This is a genomic window from Streptomyces sp. NPDC094448, assembly GCF_044763775.1.
Lineage (GTDB): Bacteria > Actinomycetota > Actinomycetes > Streptomycetales > Streptomycetaceae > Streptomyces.
On record NZ_JBIWGU010000001.1, the window covers coordinates 442,614 to 454,340 of the forward strand.

General features: G+C 73.9%; 9 protein-coding genes. 4 read left to right on the forward strand and 5 right to left on the reverse strand.

The genetic code is table 11. From position 1 onward, the window contains the following. Window positions 1-5 precede the first annotated feature (5 nt). From ACIQ9E_RS01745 to ACIQ9E_RS01755, 3 genes are all read right to left on the reverse strand, one after another. Window positions 6-395 (reverse strand): VOC family protein, encoded by a 390-nt coding sequence (locus tag ACIQ9E_RS01745; RefSeq protein ID WP_403700324.1) that lies wholly within the window; start codon window positions 393-395, stop codon window positions 6-8. Window positions 396-583: 188 nt separating this feature from the next. Next, window positions 584-1,375 (reverse strand): CbtA family protein, encoded by a 792-nt coding sequence (locus ACIQ9E_RS01750; RefSeq protein ID WP_403700327.1) that lies wholly within the window; start codon window positions 1,373-1,375, stop codon window positions 584-586. Window positions 1,376-1,404: 29 nt separating this feature from the next. Then, window positions 1,405-1,644, reverse strand: a complete 240-nt coding sequence (locus tag ACIQ9E_RS01755) for a CbtB domain-containing protein (RefSeq protein WP_040913662.1) — start codon at window positions 1,642-1,644, stop codon at window positions 1,405-1,407. 300 nt (window positions 1,645-1,944) lie between these two features. Between ACIQ9E_RS01755 and ACIQ9E_RS01760 the strand changes: the two genes are divergently transcribed. From ACIQ9E_RS01760 to ACIQ9E_RS01770, 3 genes are all read left to right on the forward strand, one after another. After that, window positions 1,945-2,682 carry a histidine phosphatase family protein gene (locus tag ACIQ9E_RS01760; RefSeq protein ID WP_403700330.1) on the forward strand — a complete coding sequence of 246 codons (738 nt, stop codon included), beginning with the start codon at window positions 1,945-1,947 and terminating at the stop codon, window positions 2,680-2,682. Between the two features lie 413 nt (window positions 2,683-3,095). Further along, complete coding sequence (locus ACIQ9E_RS01765) at window positions 3,096-4,376, forward strand: hypothetical protein (protein WP_403700333.1); 1,281 nt, start codon at window positions 3,096-3,098, stop codon at window positions 4,374-4,376. A 238-nt stretch (window positions 4,377-4,614) separates the two neighbouring features. Then, entirely contained in the window at window positions 4,615-5,442 is an 828-nt protein-coding gene (locus tag ACIQ9E_RS01770; RefSeq protein WP_403700336.1) for a DUF1775 domain-containing protein, read from the forward strand. 27 nt (window positions 5,443-5,469) lie between these two features. Here the strand turns inward: ACIQ9E_RS01770 and ACIQ9E_RS01775 are convergent, their stop codons facing one another. Together ACIQ9E_RS01775 and ACIQ9E_RS01780 are read right to left on the reverse strand one after the other, a co-directional pair. Then, complete coding sequence (locus ACIQ9E_RS01775) at window positions 5,470-8,178, reverse strand: SpoIIE family protein phosphatase (protein ID WP_403700338.1); 2,709 nt, start codon at window positions 8,176-8,178, stop codon at window positions 5,470-5,472. Between the two features lie 226 nt (window positions 8,179-8,404). After that, entirely contained in the window at window positions 8,405-10,189 is a 1,785-nt protein-coding gene (locus ACIQ9E_RS01780; RefSeq protein ID WP_403700341.1) for an FAD-dependent oxidoreductase, read from the reverse strand. Window positions 10,190-10,512: 323 nt separating this feature from the next. Between ACIQ9E_RS01780 and ACIQ9E_RS01785 the strand changes: the two genes are divergently transcribed. Further along, window positions 10,513-11,658, forward strand: coding sequence for a SchA/CurD-like domain-containing protein (locus ACIQ9E_RS01785; RefSeq protein WP_403700343.1), 1,146 nt, complete (start codon window positions 10,513-10,515; stop codon window positions 11,656-11,658). Window positions 11,659-11,727: the final 69 nt, after the last annotated feature.

Sequence of the window (11,727 nt, forward strand, 5' to 3'; positions counted from 1 at the left end):
CGCGTTCAGGCGGCGGCGAAGAGGGACACACCCATGCCGTCGGGGTCGAGCACCACGGCGTAACGCTGTCCCCACACCGCGTCCCACGGCGCGAGGTGCGTCCGGTGCCCGGCGGCGACCAGCGTGTCGTGGAGCTTGTCCACGGCGTCCGGGCTCTCACAGAGGAAGGCGAGCCCGATCCGCTCGCCCCCGCTCGGGCGGGTCCAGGACGGATCGTAGGAACGGATGACCTCCTCCGTGTCCCACAGCACCCGCAACCCGGACGGAAGCACCGCCTCCACATGGGGCGCGTTATCCGCGTCCGGGGGGATGTCCAGGCCGAGAAGCCGGTAGAAGGCGAGGGAAGGGGCCATGTCGGAGACGACGAGGCTGATGGCGTCGAGTCGTGCTGTCATGCCGCCACGTTAGGCGGGTGCCCGTCCGCCGGTCTTGAAGAAATCGGACACCAGGACCGGTCCGCTTCCCGAACGGGTGAGCCCACGGCACGGCGGACGGTGCCCCGGGACCGCTGTCGCCGTGCCGTGGCACCGTCCTCGCCCGGCACTGGGGCCGGGACCGGTGCGCGGCGGCCCCGGCTGCCGGTTCAGTGCGAGGGCAGCGCTTCCGTCCGGGCCGGAGGAGAGGCCTGTTCCGGAGTCAGCAGCCGCTCCGCGAGATGGCCGAAGACCACGCCGAACACGGCCCACAGCGCCGTCTGCACGGCGAGCGTCGCCAGCCGGAACTCCCAGAGCACCGCTGCCGGGAAGCCCTTCGGTACCTCGTCGAACGACGGCAGGAAGGCATAGCCGGCGGCCGTCACCAGTACGAAGCCCGCCACCGCGGCGACCGTCGCGTTTCCGTTCCCCCAGCGGGCCGCCAGCCGCCGGCCGACGATCACCGCCGCCACCGTCAGCAGCACGCTCGCCAGGACCAACAGGAAGTAGAGCGCCGTGCGCTGTCCGATGGTGTCGGGGTCCCCGACGGCGGGCGGATTCGGCGGGTACTTGAGATATGGGACGAGATAGCCGCTCACCAGGGCGCCGCCCGCCACCAGCAGGGCCGTGGCGCGCGGTCCGAAGCCGCCGATCCGGCCGAGGGCCGCGCAGAGGACGAGCGCCGCGATCCCGCCCACGGCGACCCCGTACACCAGGACGCCGGTGGCGAGTCCGGCCGTCGACTGGACGGCCCGGCTGACGAGTTCCTCGCCGCCTTCGTGATGGCCGTGCGCACCGGCCTCCTCGAACGCGATGGCCGCGTCCACCGGACCCTCGCCCAGGAAGTACGCGACGGCCAGAGCGAACACCCCGGCGATCAGGCCCGCCAGCATGCCCCGTACCAGCAGGGCCCGCACGGCGGCGGGACCAGTGGGCGCGGGGGTGTGGTGATGTGTTGTCATTCGTGCTCTTTCTCCCGTGTGCGGTGGGGTCAGTGGCACGGGAAGCCGAGCAGATGACGGCCGTCGTGCACCCACTCGTGCACGGTCTCGCCGGAGAGTACGGCGACGGCGCCCTGCTCGGCGCCGACGAAGTAGAGCAGGATCAGCATCAGGATTCCGCCGAACACGGCCCAGGGGGCTATCTCCTTGAGGGAGATGGGGGTGAGGGCCTCCGGCGCGGCGGCCGGAGCCGACGGAAGCGGAGCGGCGGGTACGGCCGACTGGGCCATGACAACCTCCAGAGGGAACGACGCGTCCCGATCGTGGTGCCTGAGACGGAGATGCCGGGTCTGACTTCCCGTGGCGATACGGGTACACAGTGGCGCGACCGTGCCGGATTCACACCGGACTTCCGTCATATCTTCGTCATGTCCACGCGACCGTACCGCTTCGTCGGGTCCGCCGCCATGGCGCGTATCCGACCCGTCCGGCCGGATCGTGTGCTTGGGTACGGGGGCGTCCGGGACACCGGCGCGCGCGGGGGCGGATGTCCGGGAACTTCCCGGCGGGGCAGGGGAGTCGAGGCCGCGATGACCATACGGGTGCTGTTGCTGACGGCAGGGGTGACGGCCGCGGCACGGGCCGTCCGGTTCGACTCCGGGGCGCCGCTGGACGGGGCGGGCCGGGCGGCGGCGGAGGCCGCGGCCGGGTGGACACCGCGTGCCGCACGGGTGCTCACCGCCCCCTCCCGGCGCTGCCGTGAAACCGCCGTCGCGCTCGGGCTCGGCGCGGAGCATCAGGTCGACGAGGCCATCGCCGACTGGGATCTCGGCCGCTGGGAGGGGCGCGGGCTGGCGGAGCTGACCGGCAGCGAACCCGCGGCGGTCGGCGCCTGGCTCACCGACCCCGCCGCCGCGCCGCACGGCGGCGAATCCCTGCTCGCGCTCCGCGACCGGATCGGCGGCTGGCTGGCGGAGCTGGCCCGGCGGACCCCGGAGCGGATCCTCGCGATCGCCGAACCCGCCGTGGTCCGCGCCGCCGTGGTCCATGCGCTGGCACTGCCCCCGGAGGCCTTCTGGCGGCTGGACGTACCGGCGCTCACCATCACCGAACTCTCGTGCCGCGAAGGCCGCTGGAACCTCCGCCTGGGCACCCGGCCGGTCCCGGAACCGGCCGAGGCCGAGCCCGCGGAACCTGCCGCGGTCCCGGCCGCCGGGAGCCGGGAGCCGGGACCTGCCGAGGCCCCGGAACCCGCTGCTGCTCCGGAACCGGTCGGGGGCCCGGCTCCCGGCGCGCTTCCGGAGCGGGCGGCCGCGGGCCTGCGGTAGCCCGCGCCGGTCCGGGAACCGCCTCCCCGGCGCCCCGGCGCCCCGGCGCCCCGGCGCCCCGGCCCCCCGGTATCCCCGCCCCGGCCCCTGCCGTCGCAGTCCGTCCCTCTCGGCGCGAGCCGGGCTCGCATACGTCCTCCGGCTACCGCGGGGTGCCCTTCGGGCGAGGCCCGGGGCGTGCCCCGACCGCCTTGCGGCGCACCGCGTCCCTCGTCGCGGGCCCGGACCGCCGACGGAGGGGGCCGCCTGCGGAGGAGGCGGGCATCGGCGTGCCTGGCCCGCGCCTGCGGCGGCCCCGCCCCGCCGACCGGGGCCCGCGACCGTATGCGGTGATCCGGATCACGCCTTGTCAACCTACCGATGACGAACATGTGTATGAGGGTTGAGTACCATCCCACCGTGCGAGGAGCCCGATGGCCGACCCGACCCTGACCGACGCCCGAACGTCCGCCGCCGGTCCGCTGCCGGTGCCCTCACCCCGCGGCAGGCCGGGGGCCGCCTCGGCGCTCCGGAGCGCGCGGCGATCCGCGGACGAGACCGAGGGCCCGGTCCGCGGCCGGGACGACACATCCGCCGGCCACCGCTGGGACGCCCGCCGCGCGGTCGCGCCCGTGCTCGGGGTCTCCGCCCTGAACACCCTCGTCCATCTGCTCGTCCTCACCGCGATGCTGCCGTCCGGCTGGTCCCTGCGGGACCGGCTGCTCTCCTGGGACGCCGCCCTCTACCGGGACATAGCGACCGAGGGCTATCCGCCGGGCCTCAGCTACGGCGACGACGGCGAGCCGACCGGCAACAACCTCGCGTTCTTCCCCCTCTACCCCCTGCTGATACGGGCCGTGCACGGGCTCACCGGCCTCGACGCAGGCGGGGTCGCCGTCGCGGTGGCCCAGCTGTCCCTGCTGGGCGCCCTGTTCGCCGTGCACGCCCTGCTCACCCGGTTGTACGGGCCGCGGACCGCGCTCGCCGGGATCGTGCTGCTCGCCGGGGCGCAGCCGATGGCCGTCACCTTCCTGATGGGCTACAGCGAATCCCTGTTCCTCGCCCTCGCGGCGGGGGCGCTGCTGGCCGCGCACCGGGAGGCCTGGGCGTCCGCCGGAGTCCTCGGGCTGCTGGCGGGGCTGACCAGGCCCGCGGCCTTCGCGGTCGCGGTGGCGCTCGCGGTGGCCGCCGTACTGGCGATGCGGCGCGGTGGTTTCTCCTGGCGCCCGGTCGGGGCGGTCGCCCTGGCGTGCACCGGGACCCCGGCGTATCTGCTCTGGGTGGGCTGGCGGTCCGGGCAGCTGAACGCCTGGTTCGTCATCCAGGAAGCCGGCTGGGGGACCCGCTGGGACAACGGTGCCGCCTTCTTCTCCTTCCTGGCCCACACCTGGGAGCACGCCGACGGCTGGGTGCCGGTGAGCACGGCCGTCCTGCTGCTCGCCGCCGTCGGTGCGACGGCGGCGGCCTGGCGGCGGGGCACCTGGCCGCCGCTGCTCGTCTACGGGACGGTGATGGTCGTCCTGACCCTGGCGCAGAGCAACTACTACCACTCCAAGCTGCGGCTGCTGGTGCCCGCGCTGGTGTTCCTGCTGCCGTTCGCGGTGGCGCTGGGCCGGGCCCGTACCCGTACCGCCGTCGCCGTACTGGCCGCCGCCACGCTCTTCGGCAGCTGGTACGGCGCCCATATGCTCACGGTCTGGCGGTACGCGATCTGACCGGCGGCCCGGAGAACGAGCCGCCCGCCGAACCCCGTTGATCGTCCACCCGGTCAAACACCCGCACGAACGGCCCCCGTCGGCGATGATGGCCCCGGCACTTCCCGTACGCCCGCAACCCGCGCACCATCCCGCACCGAACGGCACCACGGCACCTCCCCGGTAGAACAGGGCCCCGACAGCGACGACGGGCACCCCTCGACGGCGTCACCCCCACGACGGCACCCAGAGGAGAACCATGATCACCAACCCCCGGCAGCCTCGCCGCGCCCCCCTCCCCCTCCGCGCGGCCGCCCCCGCCGCACTCGCCTGCGGTCTGGCGCTCGTGCTCGGGACCGCGCAGCCGGCCGCCGCCCACGCGGGCGTGACCGCCTCCGACCCCCGCGCCCTCGCCAAGAACGTGACCGTGACCCTCACCTCCGAGGCGGAATCGGCGAAGGCGGGCATCACCAAAATCCAGGTCGTGCTGCCCCAGGGCCTGTCGCCCGCCGCGGTCACCCTCAAGAACGCCCCCAAGGGCTGGAAGTTCATCCACTCCCAGGGCGGCTACACCGTCCACGGCACCGCCCTCCCGACCGGCACGGACGCGGTCCACAGCATCGCCGTCCAGCAGCTCCCCGATGCGAAGGAGCTGATATTCCGGGTCCTGGAGACCTACAGCGACGGTTCCGTCTCCCGCTGGATCGAAGACCCCGGCGTGGACGGCTCGGACAGTCCGGCACCCGTCCTGAAGCTGAAGGCCAAGGCGCCCGGCGCGGTCAAGGTCCCGATCGACCCGGCGCTCGTGGCGACCGACCCGCCGGCCAAGGAGCCGGCTCCGGCCGTCACCCCCGCCCCCTCGGCCGCGGTTCCCCCGGCCCCCGCCGAAGCACCCACCGCCACCGCGTCGCCGTTCCCCTCCGCCCGCCCCACCGAAGGCGGCTCACCGACCGGGGCCACGGCGATGACGTCGACCGCGGACGACGACGGCGGAAACGGACCGGTCATCGCCGCCGTGGCCGGTGTCGCGGTCCTGCTGGCGGCGGGTGGGTTCGTGGCGTACCGGCGCCGCTCGTCCGGAAGCTGAGCCGGGGGCCCGGCCCCCGGTCGGGCCCTACGGCCCGGTCAGGGGCTGTTCCGTCCAGATGACCTTGCCGTCCGGGGTGTAGCGGGTGCCCCAGCGGTCGGCGAACTGGGCCACCAGGAACAGCCCCCGGCCGCCCTCGTCCGTGCTCGCGGCCTGGCGCAGATGCGGCGAGGTGCTGCTGTGGTCGGAGACCTCGCAGATCAGCGCGCGGTCGCGGATCAGGCGTACCCGGATCGGACCCACCGCGTACCGGATCGCGTTGGTCACCAGCTCGCTGAGGATCAGCTCCGTCGTGAACGCCTCGTCCTCCAGCTCCCACTCCTTCAGGGTGCCCGCGACCCGCGCCCTCACCTCGGCCACCGCCGACGGGTCGGACGGGACGTCCCACTCGGCCACCCGCGAGGCGTCCAGCACCCTCGTCCGCCCCACCAGCAGGGCGATATCGTCCCGCGGCCGTTCCGGCAGCAGGGCCCGCAGCACCGCATCGCAGGTCTCGTCCGGGGTCCGGCCGCCATGGCCGGAGAGGGTGTCGCGGAGCAGCGTCAGGCCCTCGTCGATATCCCGGTCGCGGTCCTCGACCAGCCCGTCGGTGTACAGCACCAGGGTGCTGCCCTCGGGGAGCCGCAGCTCCAGCGTTTCGAACGGCAGCCCGCCCAGGCCCAGCGGCGGACCGCCGGGCACGTTCGCGAACGCGGCCGTACCGTCCGGATGGACGACCACGGGCTGGACATGGCCGGCCCGGGCCATCGTGCACACCCCGGTCGCCGGATCGTAGATCACGACCAGACAGGTCGCGCCGGTGACACCGGCCTCCGCCGCCTCCGCCTCGCTGTCCTCCTGGTCGATCCGGACCACCAGTTCGTCCAGATGCCACAGCAGCTCGTCCGGCGGCAGGTCGAGGGTGGAGAAGTTGTGCACGGCCGTCCGCAGCCGGCCCATGGTCGCCGCGGCGTGCAGCCCGTGGCCGACGACGTCCCCGACCACCAGGGCGACCCGGGAGCCGGGCAGCGCGATGATGTCGAACCAGTCGCCGCCGACCCCGCCGACCCCGCCCAGGCCCGCCTGCGCCGGGCGGTAGCGGAACGCCGTCTCCAGGGCGCTCTGCTCCGGCAGCCCGCGCGGCAGCAGACTGCGCTGGAGCGTCACCGCCATGGTGTGCTCGCGGGAGTAGCGGCGGGCGTTGTCGACGCTGACCGCGGCCCGCGCCACCAGCTCCTCCGCGAGGGAGCGGTCCTCCTCCTCGAAGGCCTCCGGCCGGTCGGAGCGCCAGAACATCGCCACCCCGAGGATCGCGCCGCGGGCCCGCAGCGGTACCGCGATCATCGAGTGGAAACCCGCCTCGACCAGCCGCCGCGCCCGGGCCTGGGACTGCTGCTCCCAGCCGGTGTACGCGCCGAGATCGGTCTCCAGGACGCCCTCGCCCTGGCCCAGGCCCTCACCCAGCGGGGTGCCCGGCAGAAAGCGGATCGTGGTCCCGAGCGGGAACAGCGCCGTGTCGTCCCGCGGGCCGCTGAACGCGGTACGCCGCATATCCGCGCCGGCGCCGGTGGCCGTCGGCTCCTCACCGCGCAGCACCGTCTCCACCAGATCGACCGTCGCGTAGTCGGCGAACCGGGCGGCCGCGAACTCGGCCAGCTCCTCGCAGGTGCGGACCACGTCCAGGGTGGTGCCGATCTCGTCGCCCGCGTCGTACAGCAGCCGCAGCCGCTGCTGGGCCACGTCGACCCGGCCGCTCAGCGCCGCCAGCTCGGTGGTGTCGCGGATCGTCGCGACCGTACCCGGGGGCCCGCCGTCCTGGTCGGTGGCGCGCTGGTTCACCGCCAGCAGCCGCCGCCCGACCCGGTAGACCTCGTCGCTGGCGATCCGGCCCGAGGACAGCAGCCGGGCCGTATGCGGGTCCAGGTCCAGTTCGCCGACCGTACGGCCCTCGACCTCGGCGGGCAGCCCCAGCAGTCTGCGGGCCTCGTCGTTGACGAGCAGCAGCCGCCGCTCGCCGTCCAGGATCAGCACGCCCTCCCGCACCGCGTGCAGCACCGCGTCGTGGTGTTCGTACATCCGGGTCATCTCCTCGGGACCCAGCCCATGGGTCTGACGCCGCAGCCGGCCGCTCACCAGGGCCGTTCCGACGGTGGCGAGCAGCAGGACGCCCGCGGCCACCCCGAACAGCAGGGGGAACTGCTCCTCGACGACCCCGCTCACACGTTCCAGTGTCACGCCTGCCGACACCAGACCGATGACCGAGCCGTCGGTCCCGTGCACCGGAACCGTGGCCTGCACCAGCGGGCCGAGCGGGCCGCCGACCTGCTCCTCGACCACCCCGCCGCGGAGCGCGGGCGCGGTGTCGCCGGTGAACTGCTTTCCGATCAGACCGGGCAGCGGTGCGGTGAGCCGCCGGCCGTGGGTGTCCAGGACCACCACGAAGTCAACGCCCGACAGCTTGCGGGCCGTCTCGGCCCTCGGCTGGAGCACCGCCGTCGGATCCGGGCTCTTCAGCGCCTCCTCCATCCCGGGGGCGCTCGCGAAGGTCTCGGCCACCGCGAGGGAACGGCGGGTGGCCTCCCGTTCGCTGTCCGAATGCGACTGGAGTACGAGCGCGGCGATCCCGGCTGCCACCAGCAGGATCACGATGACGACCTGGAGGAGGAAGACCTGGCCCGCGACGCTGCGCATATCGAGCGGTCCCTGCGCCCGGCGCGTGCGCGGGCGGCGGGGCGGGCGACCGGAGCGTGCGGTCATGTCCTCTTTCTACACCCGTCGGATGGGGCGGGCTATCCGCGCACGGCAGAGCGCGCGGTGCGGTGGCGCCGGGCGTTCGGGGGCACCATGCGCATGACCCGGCGCACACCGGAGGGCCCGCACGCGGTCGTCCCGTCCGGGGCCGCCGCCGTACGCTCCCCGGCCTGCACCGGCACCCCGCGCGCCGGGCGCGCGCGGGGGACACCCCGGACCGGGGGTACGGCGGTCATACGCCCGACGGACTCGGGTCCCCGGCCTGCGCCGGGCCCTCCGGCGCGGCGGGCGCCGCCGGACGGGCGGCCCCGTCCAGCATCCGGGCCTCCTGTTCCGGGCTGCGGGTGTCCAGGCTCAGTACCGTGGTCAGCGCCTCGGCCACCGCCGCCCCGGGAGCCGGTACGGGCCCCGCCGCCCGCCAGGCCACGAAACCGTCGGGGCGTACCAGCAGTGCACCGCCCGGCTCCACACCGTGCGCCACCGACCAGTCGGCGCCCTCTTCCGGCACCAGATCGGCGTCCGGACCGCGGCCGAAGGTGAGCACCTCCAGCGGTACCGACAGCCTGGCCGCGTCCTGGTGCGCCACCTCCGGCCAGACCGACCCCTCCGCGCAGAGCAGCACCGGCACCCGCTCGTAGAGGTCGATCGTCGAGATCCGCTCGCCCGCGCGGGTGACCCACAGATGCGGCGCCCGGGTGCCCGGCGCGCCCGTGATCCGCATGGCGTCCGGGACCACCGGGGCCCCCGGGTCGGCGCCCGCGACCGCGCCCCGCGGATAGCTGTACCCCATCGCCACCGTCAGCACATTGCCCCGGCGGGTGGTCGCCGTGGGCCCCGGCGCGTACCCCGGATGGCTGTGCTCCGCCGAACGGGCGGACGCCCGCGCACTGGTGGCCCTGGCCACCGGCAGCCGTTCGGCGCCGTAGGTCTCCAGCAGCCCGGGACCCGCCCAGCCCTTGAGGACCGCCGCCAGCTTCCAGGCGAGGTTGTGCGCGTCCTGGATCCCCGTATTCGAGCCGAAGGCGCCCGTCGGCGACATCTCGTGGGCCGAGTCGCCCGCCAGGAACACCCGCCCCGACGAGTACCGTTCGGCGACCCGCTCCGCCGCGTGCCACGGCGCCTTCCCGGTGATCTCCACATCCAGTCCCGGCACCCCGACTGCGGCCCTGATGTGGTCCCGGCACCGCTCGTCGGTGAACGCCTCCAGTGGCTCACCGACCTCCGGGTGCCAGGGGGCGTGGAAGACCCACCGCTCGCGGTTGTTCACCGGCAGCAGCGCCCCGTCCGCACCCGGGCTGGTCAGATAGCAGACGATGAACCGGCGGTCCCCGACCGCCTCGGCGAGCCCGTGCGAGGTGAACGTCATGCTCACGTTGTGGAACAGCTCGCCGTTGCCGCTCTGGCCGATGCCGAGAGCCTCCCGCACCGGGCTGCGCGGACCGTCCGCCGCGACCAGATAGTCCGCCCGTACGGCGAACCGCGCCCCGGTCGCCCGGTTCTCCACCAGCCCCGTCACCCCCTCGTCGTCCTGTTCGAACGAGACCAGCTCGTGGGAGAAGCGCAGATCGGCGCCGTACTCCCGGGAACGGGCGTCGAGGACCGGCTCGATATCGTTCTGGCTGCACAGGCACCAGCCGCTCGGGCTGATGGCCCGGTGCCCGCCGCCCGGGTCGATCTCCCGGAACAGCCACTCCCCGTCGTCCCCCAGCAGCCCCCGCGCCTGGAGGATCCCGTGGTTCTCCGCCAGGACCGCCGACGCCTCCCGGATCCCGGCCTCCACCCCGGCCACCCGGAACAGCTCCATCGTGCGCAGGTTCATACCCCGCCCGCGCGGATGCTCCGAGGTGCCCGAATGCTTCTCGACGAGCAGATGCGGAATGCCGTGGCGGCTGAGGAACAACGAGGTCGACAGGCCCACCAGGGACCCGCCCACGACAAGGACCGGGACCCGGAGCGCGGGGGCCTCGGAATGCGGTGCTGCGGTTGCGGTCGCGGAGTGCTTCACGGGCTCGTCCATGGCTTCTCTGTGCCCGGTGCAGGAACGGTTCCCCCGCCCATTCACCCGCATGGTGCCCATCTCTCGCGCCACTTGCGCGGGCCGACCACGATCGGATCACGGGAGCGCCCCGCGCTCCGCGGGACCGGCCGGTGCGGCCGGACGGACCGGGCCCGGCCCGGTCCGCCCGGCTCGTCGACGGTCCCCGGCGGGCCGGCCGGAGCGCCCGTACCGAACCCGGAAACGGAATATCAGCCAAGGCACAGGCGACGGACGTGACGACGGAGCGGCGGGCCACCGCGCCCGCGACCGCCGGGCGTGGTCGCGAAGGAGTGTGAACACCGATGACCACCCTGTCGGAACGCATATCGCAGTCCGTCTTCGACGGCTCCCGGCTCCGCGTGATCCTCCTGCTCGACCTCTACGAAGGAGCCCAGAAGGAGTTCCTGGAGGCGTACGAGCACATGCGCAACAGCGTGGCCTCGGTCCCCGGCCACATCAGCGACCAGCTCTGCCAGTCCATCGAGAACCCGTCGCAGTGGCTGATCACCAGTGAATGGGAGAGCGCACCGCCCTTCCTGGCCTGGGTCAACAGCGAGGAACACGTCGAGACCGTCCAGCCGCTGCACTCCTGCGTCCGCGACACCCGGTCGCTGAAATTCAATGTGCTGCGCGAGACCGGACAGGCCTTCAGCATCAGCCCCGACCAGCGGCGCAGGCCCGCCGACGCCCGGGCGTCCGTCCGGGTCGGCGACGGCGTCGTCCGCCACGCCCTCACCTTCACCGTGAAGCCGGGCAGCGAACAGACCGTCGCCAAGATCCTGGCCGGCTACAGCTCGCCCGCCGCCCGCGTCGACGACCACACCAGGCTGCGCCGGACGTCCCTGTTCATGCACGGCAACCGGGTCGTCCGGGCCATCGAGGTCCAGGGCGATCTGATGGCCGCCCTGCGGCACGTGGCCAAACAGCCCGAGGTACGGGCCGTCGAAGAGGCCATCAACCCGTATCTGGAGCAGGACCGGGACCTCGACGACGCCAACTCGGCCCGGGTCTTCTTCACCCGGGCGGCCCTGCCCGCCGTCCACCATGTGTCGGCCGAGGGCAGACCACCCGCCGAAGTCAACCGGCACGCCCTCTTCTACCAGGCCAAAGAGGGCTGCGGACTGGCCGTCGCCCGGCTCCTCGCCCAGCAGGACGAGAAAGCCGCCGCACACGACCGGGACCCGATCGTCTCCTCCACCGTCTTCCACCGCGACGACGTCGTCGTCCGGCTGATCGATGTCAGCGGGCCGATCGCGGACCACACCGTCCTCGCCCTCGGAGTCCAGGGCGCCCGCAAGACCGCCACCCTCGCCAAGCTCCTCGCCGACGGCGACGAGCTGCCGCACACGGCGGCCGATATCGCCGAGGGCGACCCGGGCGTCGCCCGCTTCGTCAACCGCGCCGATATGCAGCTCATCACCGACCGGTTCGCTCCGGACGAGACCTGACCGGTCCGACCGCACCCCCTGCACGCAACACCCCGGGGCCGGCCCGGGCGGCGCGCACCGGCCCCGGTG

Coding starts and splice junctions, on each gene's coding strand:
- ACIQ9E_RS01770 (WP_403700336.1), top strand. CDS start 4,615: ATGATCACCAACCCCCGGCAGCCTCGCCGCGCCCCCCTCCCCCTCCGC.
- ACIQ9E_RS01775 (WP_403700338.1), bottom strand. CDS start 8,178: ATGACCGCACGCTCCGGTCGCCCGCCCCGCCGCCCGCGCACGCGCCGG.
- ACIQ9E_RS01745 (WP_403700324.1), bottom strand. CDS start 395: ATGACAGCACGACTCGACGCCATCAGCCTCGTCGTCTCCGACATGGCC.
- ACIQ9E_RS01760 (WP_403700330.1), top strand. CDS start 1,945: ATGACCATACGGGTGCTGTTGCTGACGGCAGGGGTGACGGCCGCGGCA.
- ACIQ9E_RS01780 (WP_403700341.1), bottom strand. CDS start 10,189: ATGGACGAGCCCGTGAAGCACTCCGCGACCGCAACCGCAGCACCGCAT.
- ACIQ9E_RS01785 (WP_403700343.1), top strand. CDS start 10,513: ATGACCACCCTGTCGGAACGCATATCGCAGTCCGTCTTCGACGGCTCC.
- ACIQ9E_RS01765 (WP_403700333.1), top strand. CDS start 3,096: ATGGCCGACCCGACCCTGACCGACGCCCGAACGTCCGCCGCCGGTCCG.
- ACIQ9E_RS01750 (WP_403700327.1), bottom strand. CDS start 1,375: ATGACAACACATCACCACACCCCCGCGCCCACTGGTCCCGCCGCCGTG.
- ACIQ9E_RS01755 (WP_040913662.1), bottom strand. CDS start 1,644: ATGGCCCAGTCGGCCGTACCCGCCGCTCCGCTTCCGTCGGCTCCGGCC.